We start from the raw sequence: 24,115 nt of genomic DNA, 5'->3' as shown, positions 1-24,115 counted from the left end.
AGCCGCACGACCTGCGCCATGTGACCGTGACGACCCCGCGCATCATGGTGGTCGACGGCTCGAAGCTGGTGCGCAAGCTCATCGCCGACGTACTCGTGCGCGAAGTGCCGGGCGTGGAGGTGGTCGCCTGCGAGGGCGTGGCCCAGGCGCGCGAGGCCCTCGCCCACGGCGCGGTCGATCTCGTCACCACCGCGCTCGCGCTGCCCGACGGCGACGGCATGGTCCTCGCGCGTGCGGTACGCGAGGCGGCGGGGCAGAAGTACGCGCCGGTGATCGTGGTCTCGGGCGATGCGCAGTCGCACCTGGAATCGCGCGCGTTCACCGAGGACGTCACCGACTACTTCGACAAGGCCCTCGGCCATGCCGCGCTCGCGGCGTTCATCCGCGGCTACGTGCATCCCGAGCCGATTCCTGGCGCGCGGGTGCTCTACGTCGAGGACAGCAAGGTCGTCGCGGTGGCGACCAAGCGCATGCTCCAGCGCCACGGCATGGACGTACTGCACTTCATCGGCGTCGAGGAAGCGCTCGCGCATTTCGAGGCGCACCGCGGGCAGGACGACATCGGCGCGGACCTCGTGCTGACCGACGTCTACCTCAAGGGCGAGCTCTCCGGCCATGACCTGCTCGGCCGCCTGCGCGTGCAGTTCGGCTACGGCAAGCGCCGCCTGCCGGTGCTGGTGATGACCGGCGACGCCAATCCCGACAACCAGAGCGAGCTGCTGCGCGCGGGCGCGAACGACCTGGTGCTCAAGCCGATCGAGGAGCGCCTGCTGGTTACGAAGGCGCTGTTCCAGCTGCGCGTCTCGCGGCTGAGCGAGGCCGGGGCGTCCACGCCCGTCTGAGCGGGCCCCGGCCCGTCGCGCGCCATCTGCGATCATCGCCGCATGAGCGACGACCGCATCCGCCTGGAACCGTCCTGGAAAGCCCGCGTGGGCGACTGGCTGCAGCGCGAGGACATGCGCGCGCTGTCGGCGTTCCTGCGCGAGCGCAAGGCCGCGGGCGCGCAGGTGTTCCCACCGGGGCCGCAGATCTTCGCCGCCTTCGACGCGACGCCGTTCTATCGCGTGCGCGTCGTGATCCTCGGCCAGGACCCGTACCACGGCCCCGGCCAGGCGCACGGACTCGCATTCTCGGTGCGCCCCGGCGTACCGGTGCCGCCGTCGCTCGCGAACATCTATGCCGAGCTGCAGCGCGACCTCGGCATCGCGCGCCCGGACCACGGCTGCCTGCTGCCCTGGGCCGAGCGCGGCGTGCTGCTGCTCAATGCCGTGCTGACCGTCGAGGCGGGGCATGCCGGCGCGCACCAGGGCCGCGGCTGGGAGGGCTTCACCGACCACGTCGTCGACGTGCTCGCACGCGAGCGTGAGGGGCTGGTCTTCCTGCTGTGGGGCTCGTACGCGCAGGCCAAGGGCAAGCGCATCGACACCGGCCGGCATCGCGTGCTCAAGGCGCCGCATCCCTCGCCGCTGTCGGCGCATCGCGGCTTCATCGGCTGCGGGCACTTCTCGACGGCGAACGAGTACCTGCTGCGCCGAGGCGGCACGCCCATCGACTGGACGCTGCCGCCGGCACGGAATCTGGACGCCGGCTGACGCGCGGTTCAGCCGTGCTGCAGCGCACGGATGACAGCGCTGCCATTCCGGGTACTCTAGGCGCCGCCGGCTGTAAACGTATACAGCGCGACCTTCATGGCGAGCCCCTTACGCTTGCCTGTCCTCCCCACGCGATCGCCCATGAGCCCCACGCCCGCCTCGCTGCTGACGATCTTCGGCGCCACCGGCGACCTCGCGCAGCGCATGCTGCTCCCGTCGCTGTACGGCCTGCATCGCGAGTGCCTGCTGCCCGCGGGGCTGCGGATCCTCGGCACCGCACGCAGCGAGCTCGACCGCGAGGGCTTCCGCGCCAGCGTCGCGCAGGCGATCGAGCGCTTCGTGCCGGGCGGCGAGCGCGATGACGGCGAACTGCGCGGCCTGCTCGAACGCGTCGAGTACGTGCCGGCGACATTGGGCGATGCGGACTCGTTCGCGCGCCTCGGCGATGCCGTGCGCACGCTGCGCGACGGTGGCGACGTCGTCTATCACCTGTCCACCGCGCCGCGCTTCTACGGCGACATCTGCAACGCGCTCGCCGCGCAGGGCCTCGCCGGTGCCGGCACGCGCGCGATGCTGGAAAAGCCGATCGGTCACGACCTCGCCAGCGCGGATGCGATCAACGACGCCGTCTCGCGGGTGTTCGACGAGTCGCGGATCTTCCGCGTCGACCATTACCTCGGCAAGGAAGGCGTGCAGAACCTGCTCGCGCTGCGCTTCGGCAATGCGCTGTTTGAGCCGATCTGGAACGCGCGCCACATCCAGCAGGTGCAGATCACCGTCGCCGAGACCGTCGGCGTGGAAGGCCGCGGCGACTACTACGACGACTACGGCGCGATGCGCGACATGCTGCAGAACCACCTGCTGCAGCTGCTGTGCCTGACCGCGATGGAGCCGCCGTCGCATTTCGACCCCAGCGCGGTGCGCAACGAGAAGATCAAGGTGCTGCGCTCGCTGCGGCCGATCGGGCGCGCCGAGGTCGCGACCGAGACGGTCTCCGGCCAGTACGCCGCCGGTGCGATCGACGGCCGCGCCGTGCCGGGGTATCTCGACGAGCTCGGTCGTGCGAGCCGCACCGAGACGTTCGTCGCGATCCGCGCGCAGGTCGACAACTGGCGCTGGTCCGGCGTGCCGTTCTACCTGCGCACCGGCAAGCGCATGGCGCGGCGGTCGACCGAGATCTACCTGCAGCTGCGCAGCGTGCCGCATTCGATCTTCGGCGGCGCACGCGTGCAGCCCAACGCGCTGGTGATCCGGCTGCAGCCGGAGGAGCGCATCGAACTGCAGGTGATGAACAAGACGCCCGGCCTCGACCGCGGCGGCGTGCAGCTGTCGAAGGTGGCGCTCGACCTCGACATGCACGAGGAGTTCGCCACGCACCGCCGCCGGCTCGCCTACGAGCGGCTCTACCTCGACGCGATCGAGGGCAACGGCACGCTGTTCGTGCGCCGCGACGAGACCGAGGCCGCGTGGCAGTGGGTCGACGCGATCCACGACGGGTGGCGCCACAACGGGATCGAGCCGCGGACGTATCCGGCGGGCACCTGGGGCCCCGGCGCCGCGGTGACGCTCACCGAGCGCCACGGCCACAGCTGGCGGGAGTAGGACCATGGCCTGGGTGGTGCATGACTATCGCGACGCGAGCGCACTCACCGATGCGCTCGCCGTGGTGCTGCGGCTGGCGGCCGCGGAGGCGCTGGCGCTGCGCGGGCGGCTGGTGATGTCACTCGCCGGTGGCCGCACGCCGCTGGCCGCCTATCGCGAATTCGCCGCGCTTCCACGCGACTGGTCACGGGTGATCCTGATCCCGGGCGACGACCGCTGCGTGCCGCACGACCATCCCGCCTCGAACGTGGGCCAGCTGCGCGGGATCTTTGCAGGCGCGCGCGGCGTCGGCATCGAATCGCTCACCGCCGCAGACGGCGATCCCGACGCATCGGAGCGCCAGGCGCGCGGCATGCTCTCCCAGCACGTCGAGCCGTTCGACCTGACGGTGCTCGGCATGGGCGCCGACGGGCACACCGCGTCCCTGTTCCCCGGCGCGGCGCAGCTGTCGGATGCCCTGCACGCGCGCTCGAAGCTCGAAGCCTGCCGCATCGATCCCGAGCCACTGCCACCCGAGGCGCCGTTTCCCCGCATCAGCCTGACCGCGGCGCGCCTGCTGCGCGCCCGCGCGATCCACCTCGTCGTGACCGGCGAATCCAAGCGCGCGGTACTCGCCGAGGCCTGCGCAGCGCCCGATCCGATGCGCCTGCCCGTGTCGGCGCTGCTGCATGCGCCCGGCACGCTCGTGCACGTCCACTGGAGCCCCTAATGTCCGTGCATCCCACCGTCGAGCGCGTGACCGCGCGCATCGCCGAGCGCAGCCGCCTCTCGCGCGCCGCGTACCTGGCGCGCATGGAGTCGATGCGCAAGGACGGCCCGGCGCGCAATGCGCTGGGCTGCGGCAACCTCGCACACGGCTTCGCCGCGACCGGGCCCGACAAGCCCCACCTGCGCGGCAAGCGCGGCGCGAACATCGCGATCGTCACCAGCTACAACGACATGCTCTCGGCGCACCAGCCGTTCGAGACGTATCCCACGCTGATCCGCGCGATCGCGCGCGCGAACGGCGCGAGCGCGCAGGTCGCCGGTGGCGTGCCGGCAATGTGCGACGGCATCACCCAGGGCCGCTTCGGAATGGAGTTGTCGCTGTGGTCGCGCGACACGGTCGCGCTGTCCACGGCCATCGCGCTCAGCCACGACATGTTCGACGGCATGCTGCTGCTCGGTATCTGCGACAAGATCGTGCCGGGCCTGCTGATCGGCGCGCTGAGCTGGGGTCACCTGCCGTGCATCCTCGTGCCGGCCGGGCCGATGCCCTCGGGTATTCCGAACAAGGAGAAGGCGCGCGTACGCCAGCTGCATGCCGAGGGCAAGGTCGACGACGAGGCCTTGATGGATGCCGAGGCGGCGAGCTACCACACCGCCGGCACCTGCACGTTCTACGGCACCGCGAACTCCAACCAGATGCTGATGGAGGTGATGGGCCTGCACATGCCCGGCACCGCCTTCGTCAATCCGGGCACGGCGCTGCGCGACGCACTCACCGTCGCGGCGACCGAACAGGTGCTGCGCATCACCGCACTGGGCGACGACTATCGTCCGCTCGGCCGACTGGTCGACGAGCACGCGATCGTCAATGCGATGGTCGGCCTGGCTGCGACCGGCGGCTCCACCAACCACGCGATCCATCTCGTCGCGATTGCTCGCGCGGCAGGTTTGCGCATCGACTGGGACGACCTCGACGAGCTCTCGCGCGTCACGCCGCTGCTTGCGCGCATCTATCCGAACGGCAGCGCCGACGTAAACCATTTCGAGCAGGCCGGCGGCCTGGGCTTCGTGATCCGCGAGCTGCTCGACGGCGGCCTGCTGCACGACATCGACTGCGTGCACGGCGGCACGCTGCGTGGGCAGGCGAAGCAGCCGACGCTCGACGGCCTCACGCTGCGCTGGACCGATCCACCGTCGGACACGCGTGACGCCGCGATCGTGCGCCCGCTGGCGGAGCCGTTCGACAGCGAAGGCGGCCTGCGCCGCCTGCAGGGCAATCTCGGTCGTGCGGTTGCGAAGATCTCCGCGGTCGCGCCCGAGCACCGTGTGATCACCGCACCCGTGCAGATCTTCGAGGCGCAGGAGGCGCTGCTCGAGGCCTTCCGCGCCGGGCTGCTCGAAGGCGATCTCATCGCGGTCGTACGCGGACAGGGCCCGAAGGCGAACGGCATGCCCGAGCTGCACAAGCTCACGCCCACGCTGTCGGTGATGCAGGACCGCGGGCAGAAGGTCGCGTTGCTGACCGATGGCCGCATGTCCGGCGCCTCGGGCAAGGTCCTCGCTGCGATCCACCTGACGCCCGAGGCCGCCGACGGCGGGCCGATCGCCCGCCTGCAGGCCGGCGACGTGGTCACGATCGACGCCGATGCGGGCACGATCGACGTGCACGTCGAGGCCGACGCATGGGCGGCGCGCGTGCCGCACCGGACCGACCTCGGTGCGAACCGCACCGGCATGGGCCGCGAACTGTTCGCGCTGATGCGCCGCCATGTCGGCAGCGCGGAAGAGGGCGCCTGCAGCCTGCTCGACGCCAGCGACGAGGAGCTCGGTGCATGAGCGAGGTCGCGCTGATCGCCGACATCGGCGGCACCAATGCACGCTTCGCGCTCACCGACCTCGACGCACCGCAGCCGACGCTGCGCGACGTGCACTCGCTGCGCTGCGCGGACTTCGCCAGCCTGCAGCACGCCTGCGAGCACTACCTGCAGCAGGTCGGCGCGCGGCCACGGCACGCCGCCATCGCCGTCGCCTGCCCGGTCAACATGGACGAGATCCGCCTGACCAACCGGGCCTGGTCGTTCTCGCGCAGCGAGCTCGAAGCCGCGCTCGGGCTCGATCGCCTGCTGATGCTCAACGATTTCGGTGCGGTCGCCTGGGCCGTGCCTGCGCTCGGCCCTGACGAGACGGTGCACCTGCACGGCGCCGGCGCGCTGCCGCCCGCGTCGCCCGTGACGGTGATCGGCCCCGGGACCGGCCTCGGGATGGCGCTGCTGATCGGCGACGACACGCGCGGCTGGCAGGTGATCGAGACCGAGGGCGGGCATGCGACGTTCGCGCCGGTGATCGAGGAAGACCGCGCGATCGCCCGCTGGCTCGACTCGCTGCACGGGCGCACGTCCAACGAGCGCGTGCTCTGCGGCACCGGGCTCGCGCAGATCGACGCCGTCCTCCGCGATCCGCAACGCCCGGCCGGCACGCCGCCCGTGCTGCGCGATCCGGCCGAGGTGGTGCGCCTGGCGCTCGACGGGCACGACGCCACCGCACGTCGCGCGCTCGCGCGTTTCTGCGCGATCCTCGGCGCGGTCTGCGGCGATGCCGCGCTCATGCACGGCTCGCGCAGCGTGATGATCGCCGGCGGCATCGTTCCGCGCTTCGTGCCGTTCCTGCGCGCGAGCGCCTTCCGCGAGCGCTTCCTCGCCAAGGGGCGCTTCGCGGCGTACCTCGAGAACGTCGCGATCCACGTCGTCATCCATCCGCAGCCCGGCCTGCTCGGCGCGGCCGTCGCGCTGCGCTCCACGCTGCAGGAGATGCCCGCATGAACTGGACCCCTGAAACCCGCGCCGCGCGCGTCGACGCCCTGCTGTCGAAGGCGCCGGTCCTGCCCGTGCTCGCGATCGCCGACGTCGACGACGCCGTGCCGCTCGCGCGCACGCTGGTCGAGGCCGGGCTGCCGGTGCTCGAGATCACGCTGCGCACGCCCGCGGCGCTCGGTGCGATCGATGCGATCGTGCGCCAGGTGCCCGAGGCCTGCGTGGGCGTGGGCACCGTCCTGCGCGCGGAGGATCTGCGCGCGGCGGCCGAGGCCGGTGCAGTCTTCGCGATCTCGCCGGGCACCACGCCGGCGCTTTACGAGGCGGCGGAGCTGACGGCTATGGCGTTCATCCCGGCCATCGCGACCGCGAGCGAGCTGATGGTGGCGATGGAGCGCGGCTACCGGCGCTTCAAGTTCTTCCCGGCCGAGCCCGCGGGCGGGATCGGCGCACTGCGTGCGTTCGCCGGCCCCTTCCCGGAGGCGCGGTTCTGCCCGACCGGCGGCATCGATGCCGCCAAGGCGCCCGCCTATCTCGCGCTGACGAACGCGATGACCGTCGGCGGCTCGTGGATGGTCCCCGGCGATGCACTGGCTGCGCGCGATTGGGCGCGCATCGGTGCACTCGCGCGCGAGGCGGCGGCGCTGCGTCCCGTCTAGACCGTTGGCGTCGAGGGCAACAAAAAAAGGCCGCATCGCTGCGGCCTTTTTTCATGACGCGCCGGCTCAGGCCGGATCGGGCAGCGCCGGTGCACCGCCGGACCGACGCAGCACCACGCTGCCGAGCACCGCGGAGGCGACCGTCGACACGAGCGTGATGAACATCAGGTGGATGTAGTGCAGTGGCGTCCACACGAAGGTGAAGAACGAATACAGCGCCACGCCGAACACCAAAGCCCAGCGCACCGCACGCGCATTCGCGCCGCGGAAGAAGATCGCAACCATGAAGGCGGCGAGCACCGGCATCGAGTACAGGCCGTTGAGCTGCTGCAGCGTGGCCACGATGGAGCGCGAGTTCTCGTAGAGCGGAACGATGGCGAGCGAGATCAGTGTCGCGACGATACAGACGATGCGCCCCAGCCGCTTGGCATCGGCCTGCGGATTGAACTTCGCGAGATGGATGTCGACCGTGTAGAGCGCGGCCGCCGAGTTGAGCGCGGCGTTGTAACTCGACAGCACCGCGCCGGTGATCGCGGCCGCGAAGGCGCCGGACATCCAGGCCGGCATCACGTCGGCCACCAGCCGCCCGTAGGCATCGTCGTCGACATCGCCATAGAGCTTGAAGGCGATGATGCCCGGCAGCACCACGATCGCCGGCGTCAGCAGCTTGAGCGCCGCCGCGGCATAGATGCCCTTCTGGGCCTCGCGCACCGTGGGCGCGGCGAGCGCGCGCTGCGCGATCACCATGTTCGTGCCCCAGTAGAACAGGTGGATGAACAGCATGCCGGTGAGCAGCGTGTGCCAGGGGATGTCGGAATCGTTTCCGCCGACCAGCGTCAGGCGTTCGACGGGCACGCCGGACAGGTCCCAGTCCACCGCATCGAGCGCGAACCAGGTGACGATCGTGCCGAGTACGAGCAGCACCACGCCCATGTAGGTGTCGGAGATCGCGATCGCGCGCAGGCCGCCGAGAGCGGCATAGGCGAGGCCGGCGAGCGCGAAGAGCAGGGCGATCGCCCACAGCGAGAGGTCGGGCTGGAAGAACGACTTCATGAACTTCGCGCCGGTGTAGAGCACCATCGGCAGCAGGATGGTGAGGTAGCCCAGCAGGAACAGCAGCGAGACCGCGCGGCGCAGCGAGGCGTCGCCGAGGCGCTTTTCGAGGAGCTCCGTGGTCGTCGTGCACTTGTAGCGGTAGTACATCGGTACCAGCACGTGGGCGAGCACGATCAGGCCCGCGGCCGCGCCCAGCTCCCACCAGGCCACCAGCAGCGTCTGCGCGCCGTTCATGCCGACGATCTGCTCGGCGGAGATGTTGGTGAGCAGGAGCGAACCGGCGATGAAGGGCCAAGACAGGCCATTGCCCGCGAGGAAGAAGTCCTTGCCCCCGTCCGCATCGCGCGCATCGCGCCGGCAGCGCCACCACGTGGCGAGCGCGACCGCGGCGGTCAGCGCGAGGAAGACGAGCACCTGCACGAGATTCGAGTCCATGTCGGTTCCACCCGGGCGCCTGAGCGGCGCGTTGGAAAGAAAAAGGCCCCTGCCGTCGGAGAGTAACGGCAGGGGCCTCCAGATGACAGCGCTGGACAATCAGAACTTGTAGTTCACGCCCACCAGGTAGGTGCGGCCCCATTCGATGTTCTCGAGCGGGCGGTCCTTGCTGCCGGCGTAGGTCTGGTAGGTCTCGTTGGTGAGGTTGTTGACCTGGAACAGGAGCGTGAGCCCGCTCACCGCGCTCTGCTCGCCGAACGTGTAGCTGACCTGCGCGTCGGTGATGCTCTCGCCGACCACGTAGCGCAGCGTGCGGTTGCCGTTGAAGTTGCCGATCTCGCCGATGAAATCCGACCGCTTGCGCTGGCTCACGCGCGCCTCGAAGCCGCTGCGCTCGTAGTAGGCAGTGAAGTTGTAGACCTCGTCCGACAGGCCCGGCAGGCTGATCGGGCGGTCACCGACGCTCGACGCGCTCTCCGGGTCGCGGATCTTGATGTCGCTGTCGTTGAACGTGGCGCTCGCGATCACGCCGAAGCCGTCGAGTGCCTGCGAGAACAGGTTGAACGGGATCGAGGCTGTCAGCTCGAGGCCCTGCAGCGTGCCACCCTCGCCGTTCTGGGGGGCGGTAAAGGTACCGGTCGACTGTGCGGGCGGCGAGCCCACCGGCGGCACGTAGTCGGCCACGAAGTTCGAGAAATCGTAGCCGTCGCGGGTCTGCGTGTAGATGTAGTTCCGGAGGTCCTTGTAGAAGTACGCGGCCGCGACGTAGGCCTTATTGCCGAAGTACTTTTCGTAGGAGATATCGAAGGCGTTGGCGCGCCACGGATCGAGTTCCGGGTTGCCGCCGCTGCCGCCCGGCCGGCCGGTCGCCGTGTCGACGCCGAACTCGAGCGCCGCACGCAGCTGGTCGACGCGCGCACGGGCCACCTGCCGCGCGAGGCCCACGCGGAGGGTATGCTCCGCCGGCAGCAGGAACGCGAGGTTCAGGCTAGGCAGGATGTCCGTATAGGTCTTGCCACCCTCGATCGGACGCACCTGGCTGCCGGCCGGGCGGGTGCCGTCGAAGTAGTTCGCCGACGACGACTGGTCGGTGTGCTGCACCTGAACGCCGACGTTGCCGCGCACGCCGACCGAACCCCACTGGGCGTCGATGTTCGCGCGGATGTAGCCGGTGGTGATCTTCTCCTCGACGGTCCAGGCCTTGGAGATCAGGTAGGAGAGATCGTCGCGCGGCTCGAACACCATGTAGCGGGCCACCGCGCCCGGCACGTTCCACGAGGGGATGTAGCCGACGCCGGCGAAGTTCAGGTCGACCAGCCCGTACTGCAGGTCCGGCGCGATCGTGCTGTTGCCCTGCGGGCCGAGGTTGATGTTGCCCTCCGGCTGGCGCTTGGTCTTCTCGCGGTGCGCATAGTTCAGCCCGACATCGATGTCGGCGAGCCAGCCGAGCGATTCCGGCGCAGCGAACGTCGCAGAGAAACGCAGGCCCGCGAGCTCGTCGTCCACCTGCGGCACCTTGCCGTAGCCCGACCCGTAGATCGTATTGGTCAGGAACAGCTGGCCCGGATTGGAATAGTCGCGCCCGGGATTGAGCTGCGAGAAGCCGTTGTTGCGATAGAGCAGGTCGACCGTGTCGAACTGCGGCACGGGTGCCAGCTGCGCGTTGTTCTCGAGGTTGAGCTCGTCGCGCGAGGCCTTCGAGTAGCTGGCATCGGCGTTCAGCGTGACGGTGCCGACATTGAACTTGTTGTTCCAGCCGAACGCGACGATCTCGTCCTCGCGCTTGTTGTACATGCCGCGAACCAGCGGCGACACGTTGGCGAGCGTGCCGCCGGTGAACGTGCCGTTGCCGTTGACCGTGACGTTGCTGTACTGGCAGGTCGGGTTGCAGGGGAACGAGCCGTTGTACTGCGTGTTCACCTCGAACTGGTTCGCGGTGTCGACCTGCTCAGCCTTGGTATAGAAGAGATCGAGCGTGCTGGTCCAGGCGTTCGACGGGCGGTACTGCAGCGTGGCCATCACTGCATCGCGCTCGATCTCGCCGGTGCGGCGCAGCGCCTTGATGCCGTCGGTGGCCCACGTGCCTGCCGGCAGGCCGGGACGTGCATCGGTCTTCCACGGCTCGTACAGGCCGACCTGGTTCTCCTGGATCGGCGTCTCCGAATGCGCATAACCCAGTGCGATGCCGAAGGTGCGATCGGCGAACTGGCCGATGTAGCTCGCGTTGAAGCGGTTGCCATCGTCATCGGCATCGGCGGCCTCGCCGAGCGAGTTGCGCTGCAGGCGCCCGCTCACGGCGACGACCGGCCGATCGAAGCTCAGCGGCCGCGCGGTCTGGATGTCGAGGGTGCCGGACAGGCCCTGGCCGACCAGCGCGGCGTCGGGCGTCTTGAACACGGTGACGCCGCTGACGAGCTCGGACGGATACTGGTCGAACTCGACGCTGCGGTTGTCGCCGGTGCTCACTACCTCGCGGCCGTTGAGCAGCGTGGTGGCGAAGTCCGGCGAGAGGCCGCGCACGCTGATCACCTGCGCACGGCCGGCCACGCGCTGTGCCGAGATGCCCGGCAGGCGCGCGATCGACTCGGCGATGCTGACGTCGGGCAGCTTGCCGATGTCCTCGGCCGAGACGGCCTCGACGATCGACGTCGCGTTCTTCTTGGTGTCGATCGCGCGCTCGATGCCGCGGCGGATGCCGGTGACGGTGACGGAGTCGAGCTGCTCGGCCTCCGAGCCGGCGGGCGCGGCCGTGTCGGCCTCCTGCGCCTGCGCGGCGGTGGCGACCATGAGCGTGGCCGAGGCCAGCGCGACGCTCAGCAGATTGCGTTTCAGATTCAACATCCCTCGTACTCCCCGGGGCTGTGGTGGCGTGGACCGACGTGCAGAACGCCAGTCCGATGCGTGTCGCGGGGACGCGGCCCCGAGCTTGGCGGCGATGGTAGAACTGCGCCTGCCTGCACAAATTGCGCTGCAAACGTATTCATGACCGCTGCGTGACACGCGAGTCCCGGGCTGAACGCGAGTGCGATCCGTCGCGGAGCCGGGCGCGTGCCGTGAGGCGTGCGCCGCGCGGTGCCGCCCGCCGCGAGCTGCACGTCGCGTCGCCGGTGGGTGGCCGATTCGTCAGCGCCCACCATCTCGACCTCGCGCTGCGTGGCCCACGACGACGCGGTCGAGCCCAGGCAGGCGCTTGCAGTCATCGATCCACTACGGCGCGGCCCCGGCCTGGGGCATGCCGAGCAGGAAGCGCAGCGGCACGTCCAGCCGCGCCTTCCACGCGGCCTCGTTGTGCGCGGCGCCCTCGAAGCGGCGCGTGAGCCAGTCGTGGCCGGCGCGATAGCCCAGGCCGGGCAAGCGCGCGTCCATCCGCGCCTGGTAGGGCGCGTACTGCGCATCGAGCGTGGCGGTGCCGAAGTCGAAGTAGAGACGGTGCACACCCGCGCGCGGCAGCTGCGTGGCCAGCCAGTCGATCACGATGCCCTCGCCGGCCGGCCAGTGGGTCGAGACGGCCGCCGCGCCGCCGAACACCCGCGGGTATTCGGCGAGCGCGTAGAGCGAGATCAGGCCGCCCATGCTCGAGCCCATCACGTACGTGTCGCCGCGGCCCGGGCGCGTGCGGTACGTCGAGTCGATGAAAGGCTTGAGCTCCTCGACGACGAAGCGCAGGTAGGCATCCGAGCGCACGCCTTCGATCCGGGCCTCGCCCATGAAGGCACGGCGGTGCGGCGGCGCGGCCTCGATCGGGCGGCGCGGCATGTACTCGGAAAATCGCAGGGGCGTGTTCCAGATGCCGACGACAATCGCCTCGCGCACCGCGCCCTCGGCGACCAGGCGCGTCATCGCGCCGTCCACGTCCCAATCGACGCCGGTGTAGGCGAGCGCCGGATCGAAGAGGTTCTGGCCGTCGTGCATGTAGAGCACGGGATAGCGGCGCGAGGGATCGCTGCCATAGGACGGCGGCAGCCAGACGTCGACCGTCCGTGCGGCGACGTGCTTCGACGGCAGGTCCTGCCAGCCCTCGACCGTGCCCGTCGCCTCGATGCGCGGCGCGCGCACCGCATAGGCCCAGCGCAGGAAGTCCGGCAGCATGCGTGCCCAGCTGTCCTGCCGATGCGTGCCGCCTTCGAGCACGTGCAGCGCGACGTCGCCGCGGCCCGGACGAGTGGTCCAGTCGGCGTCGACCCGGTAACCCGCCTGCCGCAGCCCCTTCAGGCCGCCGGCATCGGCATTCCAGCCGAGTGCGAGGTCGCGCGTGTCGTCGAGGGCATCGTTGATGCCGTCGACGTCGCGATCGTCGGTCTCCTCGGCAGTGCCGACCGCGAGGAAGAAGCGTGCACCGTTGCGCGGCGGCATGCCGTGCACCAGCGACTGCGCGATGCGCGTGCGCTGCGTCGCGGGTGCGTCGGTGCCGTCGGTGGACAGCCAGAACGACGGGGAGAACGCGCCGACCCGGCCGAACACCTCCGGATACTGCCAACCCATGTTGAACGCATGCGCGGCGCCGAGCGACCAGCCGAGGATCGCCCGGGCATCGGGCGTCGTGCGCGTGCGGTAGCGCGCATCGATCAGCGGGACGAGCGTCTTCGCGAGCCATTCGGAGTACGCATGTGCCCTCGTGCCGACGTCGCCGTGGCGCGTCGGCGCGACGATGCTGCGCCCGGCGGCGCGATCGGAATACCCGTAGGCCCCGAGCCGATCGGGCGGCATGTCGATCGCCACCACCAGCGGGGCGCGGATCGTGCGCGTGGCGGCCAGGCCTTCGAGCGTGTCGGCGAGGTTGACCGCCTCCGCGTCCTGCCCGTCGTTGACGTAGAGCACGGCGTAGCCGGGCGCCGCGTCGGCCGAATAGCCCGGCGGCCGCAGCACCCGTACGCGCAGGGGCGTGTCCGCGACGCCCGGGGCGTCGATGTGCAGCACGTCGATGACCGTGCGCGGGTCGGTTGCCGTGGGGGCCTCCGATGACACAGCCGATACGCCGACTGCGGAAGGCGCGATCTCGCGGGCACCGGCAGCGGCGCCGCCACCGACCATGAGCGTGGCGGCGAGAAGCACGGCGCCCAAGCGCGACGCGCCGGCGATGGAGGAATACGCAAACGCACTCATGGACGGGAGCCTCGACGCGGACCCTGCGCCGCCGTTGTGCCGTCGCGCCCGGCCACCGTGTGGCGGGGCCTGCTCACAGCGCCCGGAACCGGATGGCCTGCCCACCGCCCGGCGCCAGCCAGAGCGACAGCGTGTCGCCGCGGCGCACCGTCTTTTTCTCGACGACGAAGGCGTGCGGATTCGTCTTCCAGTCCGCCCCCTCGCCATCGCGGTAGATCTGCGCCTCGTAGCGGCGGCCGGCGTCGAGGAAATCCAGCGGCAGGCTGAGCGTGCGCGCGTTCTCGTCGGTCACCGCGCCGACGAACCAGTCGTGGCCGCGGCGCTGCTTGCGGGCGATGGCGACGAAGTCGGCCGGCTCGCCATCGATCACGCGCGTGTCCTCCCAGTCGGTCGGGACGTCCTTGATGAACTGGAAGGCGTCCATGCGCTGCTCGTAATGCTCCGGCAGGTCGGCGGCCATCTGGATCGGGCTGTAGAGCACGACGTACTGCGCGAGCTGCTTGGCGAGCGTGGAATGGAAGACCAGCCCGTTGCGGCCCTTCAGGCTGACCACGCCGGGCGTGAAGTCCATCGGGCCCGCGAGCATGCGCGTGAACACGAGCATCGCCTCGTGATCCGGCGCGTTGCCCGGGTTGCCCCAGGCGTTGTACTCCATGCCCCGCGCCCCCTCGCGCGAGACCCAATTCGGATACGTGCGGCGCAGGCCGGTGTCCTTGATCGGCTCGTGGGCGTTGATCGCGATGCGATGCTTCGCGGCCTCGCGGACCACGCGCAGGTGGTGGTTCGCCTGCCACTGCCCGTCGTGCCATTCGCGCAGCACCGCGCCGCGCTCGACGTCCTGCCGCTCGATCTGCCCGGCGTCGCAGACGTAGCCGGTCTTGACCGCGTCGACGCCCAGCCGTGCGTACATCGCGAAGGCACGATCCATCTGGCGCTCGTAGTGGCTTACCGCGCAGCCGGTTTCGTGGTGGCCGACCAGGTGCACGCCCTTCGACGTCGCATAGGTCGACAGGACCTCGAGGTCGAAGTCGGGCGTGGCCTTGAGGAAGTCGAAGCCCCAGCCGTTCGCGAACCACTGTCCGTCCCAGCCCGGGTTCCAGCCTTCCACCAGCACGCCGCGGAAGCCGTGCTTCGCCGCGAAGTCGATGTAGCGTTTCGTCTCGGCGGTGGTGGCACCGTGCTTCGCACCGGTCGCCCAGCTCCGTGTCTCCAGGTGCAGCGACCACCAGATGCCGACGTACTTGTGCGGCACCACCCAGCTCACGTCGCCGAGTCTGTTGGGCTCATTGAGATTGAGGATCAGGCTGGATTCGACCAGGCCGCCTGCGCGGTCGCTGATCGTGAGCGTGCGCCATGGCGTGTGGAACGGCGCGGTGCGGCGCACCTTCCAGCCTTCGCTCCCCGGGGAAAGCTGCGCCTTCAATCGGCGGCCCTCCACGCGCTGCAGCCACATCCCCGAGTAGTCGACCAGCGCGGCCTCGTGGAAGGCGACGTAGACGCCGTCGTCGGTGCGGATCGTCATCGGCGTATGCGCGCGGCCCACTTCGGCGAGCGGCGTCGTGTTGTAGACCTGCTCGTACCGGTTCCACTCGCCGCCCGGGATCCACCAGGCCGTCGCCGGACGGGCGACGTCGAACTCCGTGAGCTCTTCGGTGATGCGCACGTCCTTGAGCTGCGGCTGGTCGGGGAACTCGTAGCGGAAGCCCACGCCATCGTCGAAGACGCGGAAGACCACGTCGATCGCGCGCTTGGCGTTGATCGTCTCGGTGAAGCGCGCGCGCAGCTCGTTGTAGTGGTCGCGGGTGAGCCGGCGCTCGCCCCAGGGCTGCTCCCACGTCGTGTCGGAGCTGCGCGTGGACTGCGAAGTAAACGCGAGGTCGCGCTGGATCTGCGCGACGTCCTGGAACAGGAAGCCCAGTCGCGACGTGTTGATGAGCGGCTTGCCGTCACGGAACACGCGGTAGCCCATACGACCGTCGTCGAGGTCGACCTCCACCCGCAGCCGGCCATCGGGTGATGCGATCTGCGCGACCGTGGCGGCGACCGCGGGCGTACTCGCGAAGGCAGAGACGGCGAGGGCGAAGGCGAGGGCGCGGTGCGGGCGCGTGGCATTCATCGGTTCACTCGATCACGAAGACGACGGCCGTGCGGCCGGGGAGGGTGAGGCGGCCGTCGCGGCCGATACGCGCATCGCGCGCGCGCGCGTCGCTGCCGGCTTGGAGCACGGGATGCAGCGTCCAGCGCTTGCCGGCCTGCGCGGGCAGCGCGACGCTGCGCGCACCGGGGCCGACATTGATCGCATAGAGCAGTTCGCGCGGCCCGTCGTCGCGACCGCTGCCGTCCAGGTGGCCCACAACGACGGTCGGTTCCTGCGCGGGCCCGGTGTTGAGGAAGGTCAGTCGACGCTGCACCTCCTCGGCCGTGCGCAGGCGCAGCAGCGGCGTGCTTGCACGGATGCGCAGCCAGTCATGCACCGCGTCGCGCGTCCACTCGATGTCGCGACGCGCGGGCTTGATGAGGGCGTCGCGCAGCACCGGCGCCAGCAGGGGCCAGTCGCGGCCGTTGTCGGACTCGCGCGGAAGGCCGGCGCCGAAACCGTTGTCGGTGTACGTCCAGTCGAGCCGATTGAACCAGTCGCCCGAATCGAAGCTGTTGCGATCGAGCGACTTGCTGCGCAATACCTCCTGTCCCGCATGCAGGTAGGCCACGCCCTGGCTGAGCATCACGAGCGCCGCGCCGAGCACCTGCACGCGGGCGCGTTCGGCGGGCGGCGTCCCGGCGGGAAGCCGCAGCGCATTGAGGTCGAACAGGGTGAGGTTGTCGTGGTTCTCGGTGTAGTTGACGACCTCGTCGGGCTGGCTCGCGAAGCCGGCGGGCTGGCCCTTGTAGTCGAGTTCGGTGAGCGCGCCCGTCCGGCCATCGGCGAACGTGGTGCGGTAGTCGCGCAGCGTGCCCGCGAGGCCCGCGCGCACGAGGTCCGCGGCATGCAGCAGGTCGGTGCGCGGGCGTGCCGCGTCGGCATGGGCGTTCGGCGCGTAGACCAGCCCGTTGAGCCAGCCCTGCTGCTTGAGCAGGTCGATGCCGGAGTCACAGCAGCCGCCGCCGCGCGCGCCATCGCGGGCGCGGTCGCTGAAGCTGGCGATCGACGTCCCGTCGAGCCGGCCCTGCGCCGCCTGCACGAACCGCTTGCCATCAGCGACCTCGCCGAAGTTCCAGCCCTCGCCGATCAGCGGGATATGCCGCCCCACGCCCACGGCGAGCCGCGCCTGCAGCAACTCCATCGCCCGGCGCGGCTGGTGGCCCATCAGGTCGAAGCGATAGGAGTCGATGCCGTAGTGCTTCGACCACAGCACCACGGAATCGGCCATCAGCCGCGCCATCATGCGGTGCTCGGTCGCGGTGTTCTCGCAGCAGGTCGAGCGCTCCACGGCGCCCTTCGCATCCAGGCGGTGGTAGTAGCCGGGCACGACGCGGTCGAGCACCGAGGTCGCCGCCTGCCCGGAGCTGGTCGTGTGGTTGTAGACGACGTCCATCCCCACGCGCAGGCCCAGCGCATGCAGCGCCTGCACCATGCGCCGGAACTCTCGGATGCGCGTCGCGCCGTCGGTGGTATCGGTTGCGTAGCTGCCTTCGGGCGCGCTGAAGTGGAACGGGTCGTAGCCCCAGTTGAAGCAGTCGCGCGCGGCCACGGCCTGCACCGCCGCCTGCTGCACCGGGCTGTCGGGGCCGGCGTCCGGAATCGTCGGCGACACGCAGCCCGCTTCCGGCACCGTGGCGATATCGAAGACCGGAAGCAGGTGCACGTCGGTCAAGCCCGCCTCGCGAAGGCCGCGCAGGTGGCGCATGCCGGCCGAACCCGCGTGCGTGAAGCCGAGGTACTTGCCGCGATGCGCCGATGGAACCGTCGCGTCGCCGAGCGAGAAGTCGCGCACGTGCAGCTCGTACACCGTCATGTCGACGTTCGACTTGGGCGGCCGCGGGCGCGGGTGCTCGCGCCAGCCGTCCGGCGCGAGCGCCGGATCGTCGAGGTCGGCGATGTAGCTGCGCCTCGAGTCGGTGGTGAGGCTGATCGAGTAGGGATCGGTCACGCGGTTGCGCACGAGACCGACGCCGGGCACGACGACGTCCACGAGGAACGTGTAGTAGCCGCCGCGCAGGTCGCCCGGCCACTGTGCGCTCCAGGCGCCGGTGGCATCGTCGCGGCGGAGGGCCGCGATGCGTGTCGATGCCGTCGTGGCGCCGTCGTACAGGCAGACGGCCACGGCCTGCGCGGTCGGTGCCCAGAGGCCGAACCCGGTGGACTCGTCGTCCACGTGCAGGCCGAGGTCGGCATGCTCGCCGTCGAATGCCTCGTCCAGGAAACGCGGCCACTGCAGTCCGGTGGCGTCGACCACGCGGCCGTTCGCGTCCTCCTGCACGATCAGCCACTGGTCGGCGATGCGGCGTCGCACGCGGGCGGCGTCGTTCGCATCGAGGTTGAAACGCACGCCTTCGCCGACGAAACGGAAGCGCGACGCCACATCGTCGGGCCGCGGCGTCGTCGACGCCTTCAGTGCGATCGTGCCGTCGGCGCCGGACACCGCACGGCCGTCGACCGCGGAGAGCGATGCGCGTGATGCGTAGGCGAGACGGTACCGCGCACCCGCCGGCTTGCCGGGCCACTGCAGGGTCCGCGCATCGAGCCAGTACGCGCGGGCATCGGCCTGCGAACGCGGGCTGGCATGAAGCGTCCGCGCATGCATCGGCATGTCGCAATCGGCTTGCGACGGCGCGGTCGCGGAGGCCAGGCCGGGCACCGCGAGCAGGAGGCCGAAAAGCCCGGCGAGCCCGCGGCATCGCAACGTGCGCATGGCCGTACCGGCGGATCCGTCATGTCGTCCGGCGAGGAGGGCGTGGCGGCGGTGGGCACGATGGGGCGGCATCACGTCGTCGCGACCCGCGGCTGATGGCTCCCTGCGTGACGGTCCGCCGCGTGCCGGCGCGGCCTGCACGCCGATGTCGACCGGGCCGCCGAATTCCGCGCCGGCAGGTCGACGAGCGATGCGTCCCGCGTGCATCGCACCGGTGCCACGCGACGCCGGTGCGGCGTCGCCACGCTAGTCGAGGATCGCGTAGAACGCGCCATGCGCGGGCAACAGCAGTCGGCCGCAGTTGAAGGCGCCGGCATCGACGCCCGGCGCATCGATCGCTTCGCGGCAGGCGACGTCGATCGCGCAGTCCACCGGCGCGGCCGACAGGTTGAAGGCAACGAGCAGGCGCTCGCCGTCGTGTTCGCGCACGAAGGCGAGCACGGGCTCGGGCGTGTCGAGGAAGCCGATGGCGCCGTCCACGAGCGCGCGCTGCGTGCGCCGCCAGGCGAGGAAGGCGCGCACCGCATGCAGCACCGACTGCGGGTCGGCCTCCTGCCGCGCCACGCTGCGCGGGTGGTGGGCCTCGGCGACGGGCAGCCACGGGCGGCCGTCGGTGAACCCGGCTTGGTCGCCGCCGTTCCACGGCATCGGCGTGCGGCAGCCGTCGCGTCCCTTGAAGTTGGGCCAGAAGGCGATGCCGTAGGGATCCTGCAGCAGCTCGTACGGCACGTCGGCCTCCGGCAGGCCGAGCTCCTCGCCCTGGTAGAGGCAGACCGAGCCGCGCAGCGAGCAGACGAGCGCGACGAGCTGGCGCGCGAGCGCATCGCCCGCGTCGACGCCGCCCCAGCGCGTGACCGCGCGCTGCACGTCGTGGTTGCTGATCGCCCAGCAGGGCCAGCCTTCCGTCATCGACGCGTCCAGCCGCTCGACCGTGCCGCGGATGTAGGCCGCGGTGAAGTCGTCGGTGAGCAGCTCGAAGGAATAGCCCATGTGCAGACGACCGGGGCGCACGTACTCCGCCATCGTGGCGAGCGAGTCCTCCGAGGAGATCTCGCCGAGCGCGGCCACGTCCGGATAGCGGTCCATCAGTTCGCGGATGCGCTCGAGGTAGCCGAGCATCTCCGGCTGCGTGTTGTTGTGGTGGTGGTACTGGAAGGCGTACGGGTTGTCGGGCGCGAAGCCACGGCCCACGCGCAGGTGCTCAGGTTTCGGCGGGTTGTCGCGCAGCTGCGCGTCGTGGAAGCAGAAGTTGATCGCATCGAGCCGGAAACCGTCCACGCCGCGGTCGAGCCAGAACTTCACGTTGTCCAGTTGCGCCTGTTGCACGGCCGGATTGTGGAAGTTGAGGTCCGGCTGGCTGGCGAGGAAGTTGTGCAGGAAGTACTGGCAGCGCCGCGGCTCCCACTGCCAGGCCACGCCGCCGAACAGCGACATCCAGTTGTTGGGCGGCGTGCCGTCCGGCTTCGCATCGGCCCAGACGTACCAGTCGGCCTTCGCATTGTCGCGGCTCTGCCGGCTCTCCCTGAACCAGTCATGCCGGTCGGAGGTGTGGCTGAGCACCTGGTCGATCATCACTTTCAGGCCGAGCGAATGGGCGCGGGCCAACAGGCGATCGAAGTCCTCCAGCGTGCCGAACATCGGGTCGACCGCGCGGTAGTCGGCGATGTCGTAGCCGAAGTCGGCCATCGGCGACTTGAAGAACGGGCTGATCCAGATCGCATCCACGCCCAGGCTCGCGACGTAGTCCAGCCTGTCGACGATCCCCGGCAGGTCGCCGATGCCGTCGCCGTTGGTATCGAGGAAGCTCCGCGGGTAGATCTGGTAGATCACCGCGCCTCGCCACCACTGCTTCGTCGCCATCGAACGTCCCGTCGCCAACCCCCGCCGGAGGATTCCACGCGGGCGGCGGAGCATGACTGCGCGCCACGGCGCTCCGGCGTTGAATACGTTTGCAACGGAATTTGTGCGGCGGGGCCGCTGTCTACCATCGCGCCACCGCGGCATTCCGCCGCGGCGCGGCCCGGTTCCATGTTGCATCGCACACCGCGTTCTCGCGGCCCCGGCCCCACACTCGCCACGCCGCCGCAGGCGGCCGCCTGCACGGAGCCCCGATGAACCACGCAATGCACAAGCCGCAGCTCACGTTCTGGCAGATCTGGAACATGTGCTTCGGCTTCCTCGGCATCCAGTTCGGCTTCGCGCTGCAGAACGCGAACGTTTCGCGCATCTTCCAGACCCTCGGCGCGGACATGGAGGCCCTGCCGGTCCTGTGGATCGCCGCGCCGCTCACGGGGCTGATCGTGCAGCCGATCGTGGGCTATTTCTCCGACCGCACGTGGACGCGCCTCGGGCGGCGTCGCCCCTACTTCCTTGCCGGCGCGATCCTCGCCACGCTCGCGCTGTTCGCGATGCCGAACTCGTCCGCGCTGTGGATCGCCGCGGGCCTGCTGTGGATCCTCGACGCGTCGATCAACATCTCGATGGAGCCGTTCCGGGCATTCGTGGGCGACCAGCTCCCGGTGAAGCAGCGCCCCACCGGCTATGCGATGCAGAGCTTCTTCATCGGCGTCGGCTCGGTGATCGCGAGCCTGCTGCCGTTCCTGCTCGCCAAGATGGGCGTGGGCAATACTGCCGGCCCCGGTGAGGTGCCCGACACCGTGCGCTATGCCTTCTACTTCGGCGGCATCGTGCTCCTGCTCGCGATCGGCTGGACGGTGCTGCGCACGCGCGAGTACCCGCCCGAGACGCTCCACGCCTGGGACGAGGCACCGCCGCTGCCGTCGCGGCCGCGCGCGCCCGGCCGCATGCGCATCGCCGCGCTCGTCTGGCTCGCCGCAGGCGCCGTGCTGCTCGCCATCGTCGCCGCCAACGGGCTCGACAAGCAGCTCTACATCCTCGGCGGGCTGATCGCCGCCTACGGCCTCGCACTGCTCGTGCGGACCGCGATGTCGACGGGCGGGGGCGCGTTCACGCACATCATGGACGACCTCTACGACATGCCCTCGACGATGCGCCAGCTCGCGGTGGTGCAGTTCTTCTCGTGGTTCGCCCTGTTCGCCATGTGGATCTACACCACGCCCGCCGTGGCCGGCGTGCATTTCGGCAGCACCGACACCACGTCCGCCGCCTACAACGAGGGCGCGAACTGGGTCGGCGTGCTGTTCGCGGCCTACAACGGCTTCGCCGCGCTCGCGGCGATCGTGATCCCGAAGATGGTGGCCCGGTTCGGCCTGCGCACCAGCCACCTGATCAATGCGGTGCTCGGCGGGCTGGGCCTGCTGTCGATCGTCTTCCTGCGCGATCCGCAGTGGCTGCTGCTCTCGATGCTCGGCGTGGGCTTCGCCTGGGCTTCGATCCTCTCGCTCCCCTACGCCCTGCTGTCGGACAGCGTGCCGGCGCAGAAGATGGGTGTGTACATGGGCATCTTCAATTTCTTCATCGTGATCCCGCAGCTGGTCGCCGCGAGCCTGCTGGGCTTCCTGCTCAAGACGCTGTTCGACGGCCAGCCGATCTACGCGCTCGCCATCGGCGGCATCTCCATGGTGGTGGCGGGCCTGTGCGTGCTGCGGGTGCGCGATCCGCGTGCACGCACCGCGGCGATCGGAGCCGCCGCATGAGCCGCGCCGTCCGCCTTGCAGCGCTCGCCGTCGCGCTCGCCGTTGCGTTGCCCGCCGCGGCGCAGACGCGCGCGAACGTGGCCCTGCGTGCCCTCGTCGGCACCACCGAGCCGATGGCGTCCGACGCCGTCTACTTCGTGCTGACCGATCGCTTCGTCAACGGCGACCCGTCGAACGACCAGCGCACGCAGGGCGGCAGGCACCGCACCTTCAATCGCCCCACGCCGGGCGCGCCGAAGGGCCGCACGGACAACATCGGCTACCTCGGCGGTGATTTCAAAGGCGTGCTCGACAACGCCGCCTACATCGCCGACATGGGTTTCGGCGCGGTGTGGATCACGCCCATCGTCGACAACCCCGACGAGGCCTTCACCGGCGGCCACCCGGTGAAGTGGGGCGGCATGCACACCGACCAGGGCAAGACCGGCTACCACGGCTACTGGGGCGTGAACTTCTGGCAGCTCGACGAGCACCTGCCGAGCGCCGGCCTCGACTTCCGCGGGCTCACGAGCGGCCTCAAGCGCCACGGCCTCAAGACCGTGCTCGACATCGTCGCCAACCACGGCTCGCCGGCCTACACGATGCCGACCGACCAGCCCAAGTTCGGCGAGATCTACGACCGCGACGGAAAGCTGATCGCCGACCACCAGAACCTGCACCCCTCCAAGCTCGATCCGACGTCGAACCCCCTGCACGCCTGGTACAACACGAAGCCGGGCCTCGCACAGCTCTCCGACATCAACGAGACGAATCCCGCGGTGCTCGACTACTTCGTCGGCGCCTATTCGCAGTGGATCGACCAGGGCGCCGACGCCTTCCGGATCGATACGATCCCGTGGATGCCGCACGCCTTCTGGCAGAAGTTCGCCGAGCGCATCCGCGAGAAGCGCCCGGGCTTCTTCATGTTCGCCGAGGCGTTCGACCACGACGCAGCGACCATCGCGCAGCACACGCTGCCGCACAACGGCGGCATCAGCGTGCTCGACTTCCCGCTGAAGGAACGCCTGCAGGAGGTCTTCGGCACGAAGGGCGGCGGCTTCGAGCGCATCGGCGAGCGCCTGTACCTGACCGACGGCCCGTACGCGAACCCGTACGAGCTGATGACGTTCTACGACAACCACGACATGGCGCGCCTCGACGGCTCCGACGAGGATTTCATCGACGCGCACAACTTCCTGTTCACCGCGCGCGGCATCCCGGTCATCTACTACGGCTCGGAGATCGGCTTCGAGCGCGGCACCGCCGAGCACGCCGGCAACCGGAACTACTTCGGGCAGAAGCGCGTCGACGCGGCGAAGTCGCATCGCATCCATGCGGCATTGCGACGGATCGCGAAGGTGCGCCAGGCGACCCCCGCGCTGCAGCGCGGGCTGCAGGTGAACCTCGAGTTCGACGGCGACCGCGCGGCGTTCTACCGCGTGCTGCAGGTCGACGGCACCGCACAGACCGCCCTCGTGCTTCTCAACAAGGGGGCCACGCCGGCCACGTTCCGCATCGGGAAGCATCTGCAGCCCGGCACCTGGCGCTCGGCGCTCGATGGAACGCAGGTCGACGTCGCGCAGGCGCTGCTCGTGGCCGAGGTGCCCGCGCATGGGGTCCAGGTCTACGTGCGCGAGGGCCGCATCACCGATCGCGCGCTGCTCGCCACCCTGGCCGAGGCCGCGCGCCGCACACGGCGCTGAA

Annotated in this window: 15 protein-coding genes; 9 read left to right on the top strand and 6 right to left on the bottom strand. The window is 70.1% G+C overall.

The features are described from left to right. The first annotated feature begins 44 nt into the window (after positions 1-44). From ACYVJJ_RS02200 to eda, 7 genes are all read left to right on the top strand, one after another. Positions 45-842 carry a response regulator gene (locus ACYVJJ_RS02200; protein WP_460830879.1) on the top strand — a complete coding sequence of 266 codons (798 nt, stop codon included), beginning with the start codon at positions 45-47 and terminating at the stop codon, positions 840-842. Between the two features lie 42 nt (positions 843-884). Beyond that, positions 885-1,592 (top strand): uracil-DNA glycosylase, encoded by a 708-nt coding sequence (gene ung, locus ACYVJJ_RS02195; RefSeq protein WP_460830730.1) that lies wholly within the window; start codon positions 885-887, stop codon positions 1,590-1,592. Between the two features lie 141 nt (positions 1,593-1,733). Next, a complete protein-coding gene (gene zwf, locus ACYVJJ_RS02190) occupies positions 1,734-3,194 on the top strand; it encodes a glucose-6-phosphate dehydrogenase (protein WP_460830728.1) in 1,461 nt (486 codons plus the stop codon). A 4-nt stretch (positions 3,195-3,198) separates the two neighbouring features. Continuing rightward, positions 3,199-3,903, top strand: a complete 705-nt coding sequence (gene pgl / locus ACYVJJ_RS02185) for a 6-phosphogluconolactonase (protein ID WP_460830726.1) — start codon at positions 3,199-3,201, stop codon at positions 3,901-3,903. Continuing rightward, a complete protein-coding gene (gene edd, locus ACYVJJ_RS02180; protein WP_460830724.1) occupies positions 3,903-5,738 on the top strand; it encodes a phosphogluconate dehydratase in 1,836 nt (611 codons plus the stop codon). Before pgl ends, edd begins: the two co-directional genes overlap by 1 nt. Next, positions 5,735-6,721 (top strand): glucokinase, encoded by a 987-nt coding sequence (gene glk / locus ACYVJJ_RS02175; protein WP_460830722.1) that lies wholly within the window; start codon positions 5,735-5,737, stop codon positions 6,719-6,721. Before edd ends, glk begins: the two co-directional genes overlap by 4 nt. Next, positions 6,718-7,371: a bifunctional 4-hydroxy-2-oxoglutarate aldolase/2-dehydro-3-deoxy-phosphogluconate aldolase gene (eda, locus tag ACYVJJ_RS02170; protein WP_460830721.1), complete on the top strand. Its 654-nt coding sequence runs from the start codon at positions 6,718-6,720 to the stop codon at positions 7,369-7,371. The genes glk and eda overlap by 4 nt, the downstream gene beginning before the upstream one ends. Positions 7,372-7,437: 66 nt before the next feature. Here eda and ACYVJJ_RS02165 read toward each other — a convergent pair whose 3' ends face one another. The 6 genes from ACYVJJ_RS02165 to ACYVJJ_RS02140 form a co-directional block, all read right to left on the bottom strand. Further along, positions 7,438-8,862, bottom strand: a complete 1,425-nt coding sequence (locus tag ACYVJJ_RS02165; RefSeq protein WP_460830719.1) for a sodium:solute symporter family transporter — start codon at positions 8,860-8,862, stop codon at positions 7,438-7,440. Between the two features lie 99 nt (positions 8,863-8,961). Next, complete coding sequence (locus ACYVJJ_RS02160; protein WP_460830718.1) at positions 8,962-11,703, bottom strand: TonB-dependent receptor; 2,742 nt, start codon at positions 11,701-11,703, stop codon at positions 8,962-8,964. A 366-nt stretch (positions 11,704-12,069) separates the two neighbouring features. After that, complete coding sequence (locus ACYVJJ_RS02155) at positions 12,070-13,965, bottom strand: alpha/beta hydrolase-fold protein (protein WP_460830717.1); 1,896 nt, start codon at positions 13,963-13,965, stop codon at positions 12,070-12,072. 73 nt (positions 13,966-14,038) lie between these two features. Next, a complete protein-coding gene (locus tag ACYVJJ_RS02150) occupies positions 14,039-16,081 on the bottom strand; it encodes a glycoside hydrolase family 97 protein (protein ID WP_460830716.1) in 2,043 nt (680 codons plus the stop codon). 4 nt (positions 16,082-16,085) lie between these two features. Further along, positions 16,086-18,815, bottom strand: a complete 2,730-nt coding sequence (locus tag ACYVJJ_RS02145) for an alpha-1,6-glucosidase domain-containing protein (protein ID WP_460830714.1) — start codon at positions 18,813-18,815, stop codon at positions 16,086-16,088. Positions 18,816-19,061: 246 nt separating this feature from the next. Continuing rightward, the gene (locus tag ACYVJJ_RS02140) at positions 19,062-20,675 is read right to left on the bottom strand and encodes an alpha-glucosidase family protein (RefSeq protein ID WP_460830712.1); all 1,614 of its coding nucleotides are present in this window, start codon (positions 20,673-20,675) and stop codon (positions 19,062-19,064) included. A gap of 251 nt (positions 20,676-20,926) precedes the next feature. Between ACYVJJ_RS02140 and ACYVJJ_RS02135 the strand changes: the two genes are divergently transcribed. Together ACYVJJ_RS02135 and ACYVJJ_RS02130 are read left to right on the top strand one after the other, a co-directional pair. Next, positions 20,927-22,432 (top strand): MFS transporter, encoded by a 1,506-nt coding sequence (locus tag ACYVJJ_RS02135; protein WP_460830710.1) that lies wholly within the window; start codon positions 20,927-20,929, stop codon positions 22,430-22,432. Further along, positions 22,429-24,114: an alpha-amylase family glycosyl hydrolase gene (locus ACYVJJ_RS02130; RefSeq protein ID WP_460830709.1), complete on the top strand. Its 1,686-nt coding sequence runs from the start codon at positions 22,429-22,431 to the stop codon at positions 24,112-24,114. The genes ACYVJJ_RS02135 and ACYVJJ_RS02130 overlap by 4 nt, the downstream gene beginning before the upstream one ends. Position 24,115 lies beyond the last annotated feature (1 nt).

This window comes from Lysobacter humi (ex Lee et al. 2017) (genome assembly GCF_054781815.1).
The sequence above is the reverse complement of the archived record's forward strand: the minus strand, read 5'-3'. Positions and strand labels throughout refer to the sequence as shown.